This window comes from Corallococcus aberystwythensis (assembly GCF_003612165.1).
Lineage (GTDB): Bacteria > Myxococcota > Myxococcia > Myxococcales > Myxococcaceae > Corallococcus > Corallococcus aberystwythensis.
In genome coordinates, this window is sequence record NZ_RAWK01000244.1 from 1 (window position 1) to 15,158 (window position 15,158).

General features: G+C 71.4%; 13 protein-coding genes. 5 read left to right on the top strand and 8 right to left on the bottom strand.

The features are described from left to right. From D7W81_RS31570 to D7W81_RS31600, 7 genes are all read right to left on the bottom strand, one after another. The coding region (locus D7W81_RS31570) for a TAT-variant-translocated molybdopterin oxidoreductase (RefSeq protein ID WP_244227552.1) at positions 1 to 1,037 on the bottom strand (1,037 nt) is incomplete at its 3' end. Beyond that, positions 1,025 to 1,675, bottom strand: coding sequence for a cytochrome c3 family protein (locus D7W81_RS31575; RefSeq protein ID WP_120559118.1), 651 nt, complete (start codon positions 1,673 to 1,675; stop codon positions 1,025 to 1,027). The genes D7W81_RS31570 and D7W81_RS31575, both read right to left, overlap by 13 nt. 474 nt (positions 1,676 to 2,149) lie before the next feature. Next, positions 2,150 to 3,112 carry a protein kinase gene (locus D7W81_RS31580; protein ID WP_120559119.1) on the bottom strand — a complete coding sequence of 321 codons (963 nt, stop codon included), beginning with the start codon at positions 3,110 to 3,112 and terminating at the stop codon, positions 2,150 to 2,152. Between the two features lie 118 nt (positions 3,113 to 3,230). Continuing rightward, entirely contained in the window at positions 3,231 to 3,830 is a 600-nt protein-coding gene (locus tag D7W81_RS31585; RefSeq protein WP_120559120.1) for a hypothetical protein, read from the bottom strand. Positions 3,831 to 4,145: 315 nt separating this feature from the next. After that, positions 4,146 to 5,144, bottom strand: coding sequence for an SDR family NAD(P)-dependent oxidoreductase (locus D7W81_RS31590; RefSeq protein ID WP_120559121.1), 999 nt, complete (start codon positions 5,142 to 5,144; stop codon positions 4,146 to 4,148). A gap of 130 nt (positions 5,145 to 5,274) precedes the next feature. Continuing rightward, entirely contained in the window at positions 5,275 to 5,886 is a 612-nt protein-coding gene (locus tag D7W81_RS31595) for a DUF2378 family protein (protein WP_120559122.1), read from the bottom strand. 124 nt (positions 5,887 to 6,010) lie between these two features. After that, positions 6,011 to 6,403: a response regulator gene (locus D7W81_RS31600; RefSeq protein WP_158621737.1), complete on the bottom strand. Its 393-nt coding sequence runs from the start codon at positions 6,401 to 6,403 to the stop codon at positions 6,011 to 6,013. A 308-nt stretch (positions 6,404 to 6,711) separates the two neighbouring features. Here D7W81_RS31600 and fdh point away from each other — a divergent pair, with 308 nt between their 5' ends. The 3 genes from fdh to nrfD are packed head-to-tail and all read left to right on the top strand — an operon-like array spanning position 6,712 to position 11,982. Then, complete coding sequence (gene fdh, locus D7W81_RS31610; RefSeq protein ID WP_279637864.1) at positions 6,712 to 9,975, top strand: formate dehydrogenase; 3,264 nt, start codon at positions 6,712 to 6,714, stop codon at positions 9,973 to 9,975. A 4-nt stretch (positions 9,976 to 9,979) separates the two neighbouring features. Then, positions 9,980 to 10,780: a 4Fe-4S dicluster domain-containing protein gene (locus D7W81_RS31615; protein ID WP_208721537.1), complete on the top strand. Its 801-nt coding sequence runs from the start codon at positions 9,980 to 9,982 to the stop codon at positions 10,778 to 10,780. Beyond that, positions 10,777 to 11,982 (top strand): NrfD/PsrC family molybdoenzyme membrane anchor subunit, encoded by a 1,206-nt coding sequence (nrfD, locus tag D7W81_RS31620; protein WP_120559126.1) that lies wholly within the window; start codon positions 10,777 to 10,779, stop codon positions 11,980 to 11,982. The genes D7W81_RS31615 and nrfD overlap by 4 nt, the downstream gene beginning before the upstream one ends. A 6-nt stretch (positions 11,983 to 11,988) precedes the next feature. On the opposite strand, the gene mobA is transcribed toward nrfD, so the two are convergent. Next, positions 11,989 to 12,600 carry a molybdenum cofactor guanylyltransferase gene (mobA, locus tag D7W81_RS31625; protein WP_120559127.1) on the bottom strand — a complete coding sequence of 204 codons (612 nt, stop codon included), beginning with the start codon at positions 12,598 to 12,600 and terminating at the stop codon, positions 11,989 to 11,991. Positions 12,601 to 12,756: 156 nt separating this feature from the next. Here mobA and D7W81_RS31630 point away from each other — a divergent pair, with 156 nt between their 5' ends. Together D7W81_RS31630 and mobB are read left to right on the top strand one after the other, a co-directional pair. Next, positions 12,757 to 14,010 carry a molybdopterin molybdotransferase MoeA gene (locus D7W81_RS31630; RefSeq protein WP_120559128.1) on the top strand — a complete coding sequence of 418 codons (1,254 nt, stop codon included), beginning with the start codon at positions 12,757 to 12,759 and terminating at the stop codon, positions 14,008 to 14,010. Continuing rightward, positions 14,007 to 15,158 (top strand): molybdopterin-guanine dinucleotide biosynthesis protein B (gene mobB, locus D7W81_RS31635; protein WP_120559129.1); only part of this gene is annotated, 1,152 nt, incomplete at its 3' end. The genes D7W81_RS31630 and mobB, both read left to right, overlap by 4 nt.

Below are 15,158 nucleotides of genomic sequence, written 5' to 3' on the forward strand. Positions count from 1 at the left end.
GGCGCCTCCACACCCAAGCCCGTGCCCGCATCCCCCTCCATCGCCTTCAAACCCAGGCTCGCTCCCACCTCCGCCGCCAGCGCGAGCATCAGCGCGACGCCCTGCGACGGCCGCATCCGCAGCCGTTCATCGGCGAAGCCACCCGTGAGGGTCAGCGTGCTCTCCGCGACCCACAGCCGGTTCAGGGCCTCCGGCTTGCGCGCGTTCACGAAGTCCCGCGCCGCGCGCAGGTGGCCGGGCTGTGTCGTCGCGAGGAAGTCGTCGTCCAGCGCCACCACCACCGCGCGCCCCACGTCGTGCACGACGTCCAGCACCCTGCCGTACGCCAGCCGCGTGCCCTCGCGGCGCCCGTCCGCCAGCGCCGCGCCGCAGGGGATGATCCGCGCGCCCGGGAAGCGCTCCTGGATGCGCGCATACAGCGCCTGCACCAGCGGGCTGCCCGTGGGCTCCACCAGGAAGCGCAGCCCCGCGCCCCCGTCCTCGCGCTCGGCCTGCTTGCGCAGCGCATCCCGCACGGTGCTCCACGCGGCCTCCATGCCGTGCAGCCGCGCTGTCTTCGCCCTCGCGGGGTCATAGAGTCCCAGCAGCGCGGCCTGTTCGAAGACGCCTGCCGCGCCCAGGCTCGCCGGGTGCAACGGGTTGCCCTCCACCTTCGTGGGCCGCCCCTCGTGGCTCTCCACCACCAGCCCCACCGTGCGGCCGTTCCACTCCAGCCCCGTGGCGAAGTGCAACGGCACTCCGGGCGTCAGCCCCTCCGGCGGCGTCGAGTACGGGAGGATCTTCTCCGGCGGCTGGCGGAAGCACCCGTTGAAGCCCGCCGCCGCCAGGGACGCCGCCGCCAGTTGCAGGAAGGTGCGCCGAGCCACGCCCTCGGGCGGGAGCATCGCGCCGGGGGGATGCTCACGCGACAGGGCCTCGCGCCCGGGCCCTCCCGCGCGCCACTCCTCCATGCTCCGCCACGCACGCACCGCGCCCGTCCCGTCATCGCCGGGCGTGTCGGAGACCTCCAGGGGTGCGGGGCCGGTCAGAAGTGGCATGTGTTGCAATCCGTCCTCGGGTGCACGTCGAGCGCGGCCTGCACCGCGCGGCCCGTCTCGCGCGGGTCTCCAGGAGGGCGCCACGTGAGGTTCGCGACCTCGGACACGGGCCGCAGCCACGGCGTCGGGTCGCGGTGACAGTCCAGGCACCAGCCCATGGTGAGGGGCGCGACCTGCTGCACCGCCGGCTGGGTGTCCACGCGCCCGTGGCAGGTGACGCAGCCCACGCCCTTGCTCACGTGGATCTGATGGCTGAACCAGACGTAGTCCGGCAGCGCGTGCACCCGGTTCCACGGCAGCGCCGTGCCGTCGAAGCCGCTGGCGCGCACCGGCTCCAGCCTGGCGCTCCCGTTCCACACCTGCGCATGGCACCCCAGGCAGCGCTGCGTGGGCGGCACTCCCGCCACCGGCGAGCGCCACGCGCCCTCATGGCAGTAGCCGCACGGGATGCCCTCGTCCCCGACGTGGTGACGGTGGTCGAACGGAAGCGGCTGCTCGCGGGGCGCGAACGAGCCCCGTCCCAGGGGACTGCGTGCGAGGAGCAGCAGTCCCGCCAGCGCCACCGCGGGCACACCCAGGGCCAGGGCGATGAGCGCCCGAAACACCGAGTCGGTCCCGGGGCGGAACAGCGGAGCCATGGCCCTCCTCCGTCCAGCGTGGATGCCTTCGCGCCGCGTACGCGAGAGGTGCGCGCGACTGTGGGCGCGGCCTCACGGCAACCACCAGCCGCCCGCTCGCGCCCCGTCGCGTTTCACACGCCCAGGGAGCGCGACGTTGGCCACTCCACAGGGATGTCACCCGAGAGAGCAGTGCGAGGACGCGACGCGAAGTGTCCCCACGCAAGTCACAGCTCAAGACATGAGCCCAGGCACCGCGACACGCGCGAAGCAATGACGCGCGAACACGCCACGGCCCTCGCAACCACGGCCAGCGACGTCAGCGCGAGCGCGACACGGCGCGCGAGGGAACGACGCGAGCCACTCTCGCAACGCCGCCACCTGCACAGGGCTTCGACCCACCCGCGCGCAAGGTCCAACGCAAGCCCGCGGAAGCGGTGCAACGCCCGCCGGACCGCAGCGCGCGCTCACACGGAAACTGAAGCCATCATTCCTTCAGGACCGCAGCGCGCGCTCACGCACGGACGCGGAGGCCGTCATCACCGACGCCGCGCCCACGTATACGTCCACTGGCGACAGCGGTCCGGAGCCCGGCAACGCCGCCAGCTCGCGCACCATCGCCTCCTGCCCGTGGCACGCCATTCCGCGCGCCATGCAGTCGCGCAGCGCCGCCTGGAGCCACGCGGCGGAGTCCGCCTCTCGTGGAGCCTCCAGCAACACCCCGCGCAGCACGTCCCGCAGCGCGGGCGACACCCCACCCAGCGCCGCGTCCACGCCGGCCGTGTCCTCCGGAACCACCGCGTTGCCAGCAACCAGCCCCAGCAACACCCGCCCCAGCGCGCGCACGTCCTCCCGCGCCTCCACCGGCGATCCCACCGCGTCCTCCAGCACCGGAGACTCCACCACGTCCGGCCGCGACGGCGACGTGAAGCGGCGCAGCAGCGCACGCGCGGGCCGCAGCCCGAAGTCCGTCAGCGTCACCTCGCCCCGAGGCCCCACGCGGATGCGGTGCGAGTGCACGTCCCCATGCACCACGCGCGCGCCATGCGCGGCCTGCAGCGCTCCGGCGACCTCCGCGCCCACGTGACACACGAACGCTTCCGACGGCCGCGCACCCCGCCCCAGCACGCGCCTGCGCGCCGTGGCCAGCGAACAGCCCGGGACGTAGTCCGACACCACCGTCAGCGTGTCGCGCGCGTCCACCTGGAAGCCGTGGAGCCGCGCGATGCCCGGATGCCGCAGCGGCACCGCGTGCGTCAGCGCCTCCTCCAACGGACGCCGCGTCTCCGGCGCCAGCCCCGACGCCAGCAGGAACGTCTTCACCACCAGCGGGCGCCCATCCGCAGCGTCCTGCTCCAGCGGCCACACCAGGGACACCCACTCGCCCAGCGGGCCCCTCCCCAGCGGATGCAGGGGGGCGAACGCGGGCAGCCGGGAGGCGAACGGAAGCACGGACATGGCACCCTCCAACCCAACACATCCAACCCGTGACGTCAATACAGCCCGTCCTACGTCACGGGTCCTGCACGCCCCGGCACCCGGGCGGGAAGCCCGGGGTGCCAGGGAAGGCCCGAGGCTAGAAGTAGCCGCCGACCGTGGTCGTGATGCCGATGGTCACGTCGTTGCCGGAGAAGTTGCCCTGCTCCGAACCCAGGCTGCCCACGCTCTGGCTGATGAGCGCGCGCACCTGCGGGCCCGCGCCCACGAAGAAGTGCGGCGAGACGTGGAACAGGATGGGCGCGTTGAAATCCAGGACGAAGTTCACGTCGCTGGAGCCCGGCACGTGCGCGAACTGCACGCCGAAGCCCGCCTTGGGCCAGAACGACACGCGCTCGTTGAGCGGCAGGTGGTAGCCCACGCGGCCCAGCACGCCCAGGCCCACGACGGTGCTGTCACCGAAGCCGAAGGCCACCAGCGCGGACGCGCCCACCGACAGGTTCTGCTGGAGGAAGTAGTCCGCGGACGGCTCCAGCCGCACCAGGAACACTTCAGAGGCGGTGTTGTAACCCAGGAAGCCGTTGAGCTCCTGGCTGATGACGACCTGGCTCGCCTGGCCGAAAGACGACGACCGGCCGGGGTCGCTGTTCAGGCTCGGCTCCTCCGCGGCCACCGCCTGCGACGACACCGCGAGTCCCGCAACCAGCGCCAGGCCCGACCACTTGCTGTTTCCACGCATCGAGTTTCCCCTCACGTTCGCGCCCGGCCGACCCTTCCCGGTGCGCATGCGGGGCCCCTTCTAGCCAAAGCCCGCCGCAACGCGAGGATGTTTTCCCGCCCCCTCCGCTACTTCGTTGACACCCCACCATCCGCGACGCGAACGGAAAAATCCTGATCGCGGCCCGCGCCACGCCCGCGGACGTGGATTCGCTCCCCCTGAATGAGAAAGAGAGAGCCCGTTGGGGGCTCCCGTCCACGGCCGCACCGGCTCAACTGGTCCGACAGTCGGACCAGTTGAGACGGCCTCGCGCCGGCGGGAGGGTGCCGGAAGGCGTCAGCGCGCCGCGCGCACCAGGCCGCGAGCCCCCAGCACCGCGCCGCCCAGGACGCCGCCCGTGAGCGCCGCCAGTCCCAGCGTCGCGGTGAAGCGCTTCCACGCAGGCGTGGGCGGCACGCTGCCTCGGGGGCCCACGCCCTCGGCCACGGGGGTGAAGAGGTTGCCCTCGGGCCGGTCCAGCGGCGTGTCCGTCGTCTGCATGCGCGCGCCGAAGCGGGAGAGCACCGCCTTGCCCACCGACGGCGCCACGCCGTTGAGCCACAGCATCAGGCGCCCCTGGAGGAACGCCGGCACGGACGTGCGGCCCGGCCGCTTCGCCAGCCGCACCACCGCCCTCGCCACCAGGTCCACGTCGTACGTGGGCGGCACCGGCACGGGCTTCTTCCCCAGCATCGTGGGCGCGTGGTCGAACATGGGCGTGGACACGGACGGCACCAGCACGTTGGACACCTGGATGCCCGTGCCCGCCAGCTCCAGCTCCAGCGACCGCGCCCACCCCAGCGTCGCGTGCTTCGCGGACGAGTACGCGGACAGGAGCGGCGCGGACCCCTTCGCCAGCATGGACTGCACGTTGAGCAGGTGGCCGTGGCCCTGCTTCCGGAAGTGCGGCAGCACCGCGCGCGCGAAGCGGAAGTAGCCGAAGCACGACACGTCGAACACGCGCGTGATGTGCTCCCAGGGCAGCTGGTCGAAGTAGCCGTAGGACTGCACCGCCGCCACGTTCACCAGGATGTCCACGCGGCCGTAGTGCGCCACGCACTCGCGCACCACGCGCTCCACGTCCTCCGCCACCGTGACGTCGCCTTCACACACCAGGCACTCGCCGCCACGCTGGAGCACCTCCACGCGCAGCTGCTCCAGGGCCGACTGGCGCCGGGCGGTGACGCACAGCCGCACGCCGGCCTCCGCCAGCCGCAGCGCGGACTGCCAGCCCACGCCACTCGACGCACCCGTGACGATGGCCACCTGCCCCTTCAAATCCTCATGACGCGCCATGCGCTTTCGCCCCTCCTCGCGAAGAGGTGGGGCTTCTAGCCGGGCTTCGCACGGAGCAAGCCCTCCGAAGTCCGCCGCGCGCTGCCCGCCCGGCCGGCCGCCCTCCGGGCCGGAGGGCGGCATGCGGGAGTTACGACCAGGACACGTCGTAGACGGCGTCCACCAGCGACTGGGCCTGCCCACGCACCTGCACGTCGTGCACGCCTGTCACCTCCAGGGCGGACTGGAGGATGCCCTCGTTGTAGGGCACCGGCATCAACGAGCGCTTCATGAAGACGCGGCCCGACGTGGGCCCGGTCCACTCCACGGTGCGCTCGCCGAAGTTCAGCGCCGTGCGGTAGCCGGAGTGCATCAACTCCAGCAGCCGCTTCGGGTCGCCTCCCGCCTGCTGCACGAAGTCGCGCGCGAACATGGAGTTGAGGAAGTCCAGCATCGCCTGCGTGCCAATCTGCCGCTGCGCCGCCTCGTGCCCGCCGACGAGCGACGAGAGCTGTTCGGCCGCCACGTAGGACAGCCGCAGGAAGCGCGGGAACGGATAGGTCTGCATGGGCATGAAGTCGGCGGTCTCGCCCACCTGCGCCAGGCAGCGCGTCACCGCCTCCGGTCCGCCCAGAAAGCGCACCGCGTCCAGCACGCCCAGGAAGAACAGGCCCCGGCTCGTGTCCTCCGGCGTCGTCGCGGCCAGCCGCGCCTCCAGGTCACGGGCGACGTCCTCGGGAAGATTCAGCGCGCCGTGCGGCATCAGCGTCGTCCTTTGAATGAGGGGGAATGGACCAGGCGGGGACCTGACGGGGCGCGAGGATTCCACAGGTCCCGTTCCATCGCGAGTCCTGGATGGACCCGCCCCGCGCCCCGCGACAAATGTTTCACGACGTGTGAGGTCCTTCCGGGCCTTCCCCGGATGGAGGAAGGAAGCGGCGCACCATTTCCATCAGTGGATCCACCGCCACCGGTTTGCGCAGGTAGGCCACCGCGCCCGGCGGATGGAAGGGGCTGCCGGACAGCACGATGATGGGCACGCCCTCCAGCATGCGTTCCTGGGACAGCTTCATGAGGAAGGCCTGTCCGTCCATCACCGGCATCATCAGGTCCAGCAGCACCAGGCCCGGGCGGGGATGGGACCTCAACCAGGTCCATGCGTCCGCACCGTGGATGCACTGGGCGACGCGATAGCCCTCCATCTCCAGCAGTGTCGCGACCGCGTCCCGGATGTCTGTCTCGTCCTCGATCAAGAGGATGAGGGGGGCACTGTCTGTCATGCAGTGTCTCCACTCGCGCTTTCCGCCACGTCCGGCCCTCACGTGGCTGTCGTGCTTCCGGCACCTCCCAGGGACACGAAGGTCCACGGGGAGGGGGGAGCCGGAAGAGGCGTTGGCACCGTTCAGAAATAACGACTGAAGCCCCCCGGTCTGATTTCGCGCACCCCTTATTTCCATGCCTGCCCGCCTGCTCCTACGTCCGCGAATGGACACAGGCCGGGGACTTGCGGCACTGGTCCGTGCCACCGCGAGTCCCCACCTTGTGATGCGGAGTTCCCCGTGCGCGTCCTGTGAGGAGAGGAGCGGCCTTGAAGTTCCGCGACCTGTTGAACGGTTGGCCCGTGCTGCGGCAGCTCACCCGGGGTGACGGGCGGGCGCTGGGGGACACGGCGATGACGGCGCGCAGCCGTTCGTTGGAGCCGCGCACGAAGTCCGCGGACGCGGTGGTGAAGTCCATCTGTCCGTATTGCGCGGTGGGCTGCGGGCAGGAGGTGCACGTGCGCGACGGGCGCATCCTCGACATCGAGGGCGACCCGGACTCCCCCATCTCGCGCGGGCGGCTGTGCCCCAAGGGCGCCGCCACCTTCCAGCTGGTCACGGGAACGCAACGCGTGCAGCAGGTCCTCTACCGCCGCCCTGGCGGCACGGAGTGGGAGCCCATCCCCCTGGAAGAGGCGATGGACCGGGTGGCCGAGCGCGTGAAGCGCACGCGCGACGCGACGTTCGAGATGACGGACGCGAAGGGCGACCGGGTGCGCCGGACCTTGGGGCTGGCGCACCTGGGCGGAGCGACGCTGGACAACGAGGAGAACTACCTCCTCAAGAAGCTCTTCAGCGCGCTGGGCGTGGTGCAGGTGGAGAACCAGGCTCGAATATGACACGCGTCCACGGTGCCCGGTCTGGGCATCACGTTCGGCCGCGGCGGTGCCACGACGTTCCAGCAGGACCTGCAGCACTCGGACTGCATCCTCATCCAGGGCTCCAACATGGCCGAGTGCCATCCGGTGGGCTTCCAGTGGGTGATGGAGGCGAAGGCCCGGGGCGCGAAGGTCATCCACGTGGACCCGCGCTACACGCGCACCAGCGCGGTGTCGGACCTGTACGCGCCCATCCGCGTGGGCACGGACATCGCGTTCCTGGGCGGGCTCATCCACTACGTGCTGGAGCACGAGCGGTACTTCCGCGACTACGTGGTGCAGTACACCAACGCGGCCACGCTCATCCGTGAGGACTTCGTGGACACGGAGGACCTGGAGGGGCTCTTCAGCGGATTCCAGGCGAAGAACAACCGCTATGACATCCACACCTGGCAGTACCAGGGGGTGGAGTGCGCGGTGCCGGCCGCGGGCCACAAGGAGCTGTTCGACGAACCGGGCGCCGGCGCGGGCCAGCACGCGCACAGCGTGGACGTGAACGACGAGCACCGCGACGAAACGCTCCAGCATCCCCGGTGCGTGTTCCAGCTGCTCAAGCGGCACTTCTCCCGCTACACGCCGACGGTGGTGTCCCAGGTGTGCGGCGTGGACGAGGCGCTGTTCCTCCAGGTGGCGCAAACGCTGTGTGACAACTCCAACCCGGAGCGCACCAGCGCGTTCTGCTACGCGGTGGGCTGGACGCAGCACTCGGTGGGTGTGCAGTACATCCGCACCGCGGCCATCCTCCAGCTGCTGCTGGGCAACATCGGGCGGCCCGGCGGCGGCATCCTCGCCTTGCGCGGGCACGCGTCCATCCAGGGCTCCACGAACATCCCCACGCTCTACAACCTGCTGCCCGGCTACCTGCCCATGCCGAGCACGAAGTCCCAGGATGGCCTGGAGCGGTACATCCTGGACAACAAGTCCGGCAGCGGCTGGTGGAGCGAGTTCCCCAAGTACGCCGTGTCGCTGCTCAAGGCGTGGTTCGGGGACAAGGCCACGAAGGACAACGACTACCTGTTCACGCACCTGCCGCGGCTGACGGGCAATCACTCGCACATGCAGACCGTGGCGGACATGGCGGACGGGAAGCTCCAGGGCTACTTCGTCATGGGGGAGAACCCCGCCGTGGGCAGCATGAACGGGGCGCTCCAGCGCAAGGGGCTGCGCAAGCTGGACTGGCTGGCGGTGCGCGACTTCACGCTCATCGAGACGGCGGAGTTCTGGCGCACGGCGCCGGAGGTCCAGTCCGGGCAGGTGCGGCCGGAGGACATCCCAACGGAGGTGTTCTTCTTCCCGGCCGCCGCGCACACGGAGAAGGACGGCAGCTTCACCAACACGCAGCGGCTGCTGCAATGGCACCACAAGGCCGTGGAGCCGCAGGGGGACACGCGCAGCGAGCTGCACTTCGCCTACCACCTGGGGCTCAAGCTGCGGCAACGCTACGCGGACTCCACGGACCCCAGGGACGCGCCGCTGTTGGACCTGACGTGGGACTACCCGACGCACGGGCCGCACGCGGAGCCTTCGGAGGAAGCGGTGCTGAAGGAGATCAACGGCTACACGGTGGCGGATGGGAAGCCAGTGGACGGCTTCACGGCGCTGAAGGACGACGGCTCCACGGCGTGCGGCTGTTGGATCTACTCGGGTTGCTTCAAGGACGGCGTCAACCAGACCGCGCGGCGCAAGCCTGGGCGCGAGCAGACGTGGGTGGCGCCCGAGTGGGGCTGGGCGTGGCCGGCCAACCGGCGGATCCTCTACAACCGCGCGTCGGCGGACGCGGACGGCAAGCCCTGGAGCGAGCGCAAGCGCTACGTGTGGTGGGACGCCGGGGAGAGGAAGTGGACGGGCGAGGACGTGCCGGACTTCATCGCGGACCGGCCGCCGGAGTACCGGCCTCCCGAGGGCGCGAAGGGGTTGGACGCGCTCGCGGGGAATGATCCGTTCCTCTTGCAGGCGGACGGCAAGGGCTGGCTCTTCGCGCCCAGCGGGATGATCGACGGGCCGCTGCCCACGCACTACGAGCCCATGGAGTCGGTGGTGCCCAACCCGCTCTATGCGCAGCAGTGCAACCCCACGCGCGAGGAGTGGAGGCGCAAGGACAATCCCTACCACCGGGCCTGGGGCGACCCGCGCTACCCGTATCTCGTCACGACCTACCGGCTCACCGAGCACCACACGGCGGGCGGCATGTCGCGCTGGCTGTCATGGCTGAGCGAGCTCCAGCCGGAGATGTTCTGCGAAATCTCCCCGGAGCTGGCGCGGGAGAAGGGGCTCAAGAACGGGGACTGGTGCACGCTGGCCACGGCGCGAGGGGACCTGGAGTGCAGGGCGCTCGTGACGGAGCGCATCCGTCCGCTGAAGGTGAAGGGGCGGCAGGTGCACCAGATTGGCCTGCCGTACCACTGGGGCGTCACGGGGCGCGTGCGTGGCGAGGGCGCCAACGAACTGACGGCGTTCGTCGCGGATCAGAACGTGGACATCCAGGAGTCGAAGGTGTTCACGGCGGACCTGCGGGCGGGACGGATGCGCTCGGGCGAACGGGCCGCGGCGGGAGCGACGCCGCCCGCGCTCACGGTGCCGGAGGTGCCGCGCGACGTGACGCCGCCGCAGGACACGGACCACACGGAAGCGCAGGAACCCGAGGGGAAGGGATAGGCGCATGGGGAGCCGCAAGGGGTTCTTCACGGACACGACGCTCTGCATCGGCTGCAAGGCGTGCGAGGTCGCGTGCAAGCAGTGGAACCAGCTTCCAGACGACGGCTTCCACTTCACGGGGATGTCCTACGACCAGACGGCGCACCTGGGCGCGTCGACATGGCGGCACGTGGCGTTCGTGGAGCGGCCGGTGCCGTTGCAGGGGCAGACGTCGGGCGCGGGGGACTTCTCCTGGCTGATGATGTCGGACGTGTGCAAGCACTGCCAGCGCGCGGGGTGCCTGGAGGCGTGTCCCACGGGCGCCATCGTGCGCACGGAGTTCGACACGGTCTACGTGCAGCCGGACGTGTGCAACGGCTGCGGCTACTGCGTGTCCGCGTGTCCGTTCGGCGTGATTGACCGGCGCGAGGATGACGGGCGCGCGTGGAAGTGCACGCTCTGTTACGACCGCATCGGTGACGACCAGACGCCCGCGTGCGCGAAGGCGTGTCCCACGGCGTCCATCCAGTACGGCGACCTGGATGAGCTGCACGCGCGAGCGGAGTCGCGGGTCCGCGACCTGCATGACCGGGGCATGACGGACGCGTACCTGTACGGCAAGGACGCGGAGAACCAGCCGGGCACGGGTGGGCTCAACGCGTTCTTCCTGCTGCTGGACAGGCCGGAGGTCTACAACCTGCCGCCGGATCCGGTGGTGCCGACGAAGAAGGCGCTGCGGTCCTGGGCGTCCGTGGCGATGGGCGCGGTGGGCATGGTGGCGGTGGCGCTGGGCGCGGTGGCGTTCGGGCGGGAGGGCCGAGGATGAGCGACGACACGCTGCTGGACCGGCTGCAACGCAAGGCGGACGGGCGGAACATCGATCCGCGCGCGGGCATCCTGGAGGGCGAGGGTTCACAGCAGCGGGTGAAGGATCCGGAGCCCGCTCGGCAGGGGATGGACGTGTTGCCCACGGTGCCGTCGAGGTCGGGGCCGGACAGCGCGGAGGCGCCGAGCTACTACGGCATGCCGGTGTTGAAGGAGCCGCTGTGGATCTGGACCGTGCCCGCGTACTTCTACGTGGGTGGAGTCGCGGGCGCGGCGAGCGTGCTCGGGGTGGCGGTGGAATCCCTGGGGGGACGGCGACTGGAGCGGCTGGCCGAGCGCTGTCACGCGGTGGCCCTGGCGGGAGACGCCGTGAGCGCGGGGCTGTTGATCCACGACCTGGGCCGGCCGTCGCGCTTCCTGAACATGCTGCGAGTGTTCCGGCCCACGTCGCCCATGAGCATGGGGTCGTGGGTGCTGGCGGGTTCGGGCGCGGTGAACTCGGTGGCGTTCGTGTTGAGGCGGAGGCCCGGGGTCCTGGGCGGACTGGGGCGCGCGGCGGGCTGGATGGGCGCGGTGCTGGGCCTGCCGCTCGCGGGGTACACGGCGGTGCTGGTGAGCAACACGGCGGTGCCGCTGTGGCAGCAGGTGGGGCGCACGCTGCCGCTGTTCTTCATGTCCTCCGCGACCGCGAGCGCGGGGAGCCTGTTGTCGCTGTTCCCGCATACGGACAAGGAGGAGCGCGTGCTGCGCCGCTTCCGCATCGCGGGCAAGGTGGCGGAGCTGTTCACGCGCGAGGCGGTGGAACTGGAGGCGCGGCAGGTCGTGGAGGTGGGCAAGCCACTGCGCACGGGAGCGTCGGGAGCGCTGTGGATGCTGTCGCGGACGTGCTCGCTGGCGGGCCTGGTGGTGGACGTGCTGCCGGGGCGGTCACGGTGGAAGCAGGTGACAGCGGACGTGCTGTCCACGGTGGGAGCGGTGGCCGCGCGCTACGGAATCATCCAGGCGGGCAAGGCGTCCGCGAGGAATCCCCAGGCCACGTTCCAGGGACAGAGGCAGGGACTGGGCGCGGCGCAGGTGGAGGGGAACACGGAGGCCTCGGACGGAAAGCCCCTGAGCTTCCCGTTGCCCGTGCTGGGCCAGAGCGCTGCGCCACGGACGACCATGCCCTACGCGAGGTTCATGGTGACGCAGCCGGAGCCGTGACGCGGATCACCGCTCCGGCAACGTGACGCCGTAGCGCGCCAGGTCCTCCGGCCTGTTCACGTTCGCCAGGGCGCGCAGCTCCGGATCCACCGCGCGCAGCGCATCCACCGGCAAGGTCCGTGTCCGGAAGCGCGTCAGCACCCGCCGCATGGACGGATCCTCCGACAGCGCCTCACCCCATCGCGTCACCAGCTCCGTGCGGTACGCGGCGAACAGTGGCTCCCAGCGTCCGTCGTGCTCGAGGCACACCGCGTCCACGTCCTCGCCCCGTGCGTCCAGCACCACCCGTGCCGCGGGCTCCGTGACGAACGGCATGTCACAGGCCACCACGAAGACCCACGGTGTGCGCGCCGCGCCCAGGGCCGCATGAACGCCTCCAGGTGCCCCCTTGCCCTGGACCGTGTCCGCCACCGTGCGGATCCCGAAGCGGTCGTACGGTTCCGGAACATTCGCCACCAATAACGTGTCCCTGAATCGCGACCCGAACGCCCGCAGCCGTTCCAGGGTTGTGAGCCCCCCCACGCTCAGCAGCCCCTTGGCCACGCCTCCCAGCCGGGTCCCCTGCCCTCCTGCCAGGATGGCCAGCGTCACGTCGGGAAAGGTCGCGGCTCTGTCCATGTCCGCCGACCCTACACACCTCCCTTTCGCCCGGGATACACGCCACTCCCAGGATTTCGCCAAGCCCCAGAGGGAGGGAGCAGCCGACGGCCTCACGCCCCCCGTGGACAAGGCACGCGCACCCCGTCGTAGAGTCCAGCTCCCCCTCCTGGACGCATGCCGCTGACTCCCCTCCCTGCCGCGCGACTGGCCGCGCTCGACGCCATCGTGCCCGCGGCACCCGTACGCCTTCCCCTGCTGGAAGCCCATGGCCGGTTCCTCGCCGCTGGCGTCGCCGCGTCACGCGCGCTGCCCGGCTGCGACAACTCCGCCATGGACGGGTGGGCCGTGCGCGCCGAGGAGACCCGGGGCGCCAACCGCGACCGCCCCGCGCGCCTGCGCATCGTCGACACCGTCTACGCCGGCCACCTGCCGCGCCACGCCCTCCAGCCCGGCGAGGCCGCGCGCGTCTTCACCGGCGCACCGATTTCCCCCGGCGCCGACGCCGTCGTCCGTCAGGAGGCCGCGCGCCCCACCGACGACGGGACCCACGTGGACCTCTTCGTCTCCGTCACGCCCGGCCATGACCTGCGCCGCGCCGGTGAAGAGGTGATGCCCGGCACGCCGCTGTTCACCGCCGGCCAGCGCGTGGACGCAGCCGTGCTCGGCGTGCTCGCGTCGCTGGGCGAAGCCACCGCGCTCGTGCGCCCCGCGCCGCGCGTCGCCATCATCGCCACCGGGGATGAGCTCATTCCTCCCGGCCAGCCCGCGCAAGCCCACCAGGTCTTCGAGAGCAACCGCCTCCTCGTGGCCGCGCTCGCCCGCGAGGCCGGCGCGGAGGTCACGCACCTGGCCCGCTCGCGCGATGACGAGGCGGAGCTGCACGCGCGACTGGAAGCGCTGGCACCCCAGGTCGACGTGCTCATCACCACCGGTGGCGCATCCGTGGGTGATCGGGATTGCGTGAAGCGGGTCCTCTCCCTCCTGGGGGCTCGCTTCTTCGTGGACGGCGTCGCGCTCAAGCCCGGCAAGCCCGTGGCCGTGGCCCGCCTGGGCTCCACCGCCGTCGTCGTGCTGCCCGGCAACCCCGGCGCCGCCACCGTCGCTTTTGATCAGTTCGCGCGGCCCCTCCTCTTCAAGCACCAGGGCGTCGTCGAACACCGCCGCGTCACCCGGGCCCGCATCTCCGAGTCCCGCCACAAGCAGGCGGGGCTCACGTACCTCGTCACCGTCGCGGCGCTCGAAGCGCGCGAGGCCAGCGCCGAACCGTGGGCGCGCCTGCGTCCCCAGGGCGCCGGCCAGATTCTGCAGAACGTGGCGGCCCGGGGCTGGGCCGTGCTCCCCGCCGGCCGCGCGGACTTCGCCGAGGGCGAGGCCGTGGACGTGCAGCTCTTCGACCCGCCGGACTTCCAACCCGTGGAGGCCGCGTGAAGCCGCCCCCCGCGCTCGCCGTCATCGGCTGGTCCGGCGCCGGCAAGACGACGCTCCTGGAGCGCCTGCTGCCGGAGCTGGCCTCGCGCGGCCTGCGCGTGGCGTACGTGAAGCACTCCTCGGACGCGCACCCGCTCCACCGCCCGGGCAGCGACACCGCGCGCCTGGACGCCGCGGGCGCCGTGCTCACGGGCTTCGCCACGCCGGACGGCACGCAGCTCACCACCCGGCAGCCGCTGTCCCTCGCGCGAGACGCGGACCGCGCGGACCTGGTGCTCGTGGAGGGCTGGAAGGACGGCCCCCTCCCGAAGCTGGAGGTGTGGCGCGAGGGACTGGAAGCGCCGCTCGCGGCCTCCCGCCCCGACGTGCTCGCCGTGGTGACGGACGCGCCCGCGCTTCCACCCTCCGTGGCCTCGCGTCACCGCCTGCCAGTGAATGCACGCGCCGTCGCGGACTTCCTCACTGCGTGGCTGCGTGATCAATCCGCGCCGCGAAGCCCGCGCCCCGAACCGCGCGGCGTCACCCACCGCGCCGTGCGCCGCTTCGACGGGGACACGCTCCGCGAGTCCGAGGACGACCGCATCGCAGTGGAAGAGCCCCTGGAGATCCGCGTGAGCGGCGACACCGTCGCCACCACCATGCGAACCCCAGGCCATGACCGAGAGCTCGCGGTGGGCTTCCTCTTCGCCGAAGGCATCCTTAACGATGGGGCCGACCTGGGCAGCCTCTTCCACTGCGGCCATCCAGGTGAGGAAGGATTCGGCAACGTGTTGGAGGTCGTTCCCGCTGCCGGCGCTGTGCTCGATTTGGAGCGCGTGGAGTCTACCCGCCGTGGCACGCTCACTACCTCCGCATGCGGCGTGTGCGGCCGCCGCGACGTGGACGACCTGATGGCACGCTGCGACCGCGTCGCGCCCGGCCCCGTCCTCTCCGCCCACACCGTGGCCCGCGCCACCGAACGGCTGCGCGCCATCCAGCACAACTTCGAGCAGACCGGTGGAGTGCATGCCGCCGCGGCGCTGGACGCCCACGGGGAGCTGCTCGCCGCCTACGAGGACGTGGGCCGCCACAACGCCGTGGACAAGGTGGTGGGTGCCCTGGTCCTGGCCGGCACGGTGCGCTCCCCGCGCCGCCTTCCCTGTCTCTTA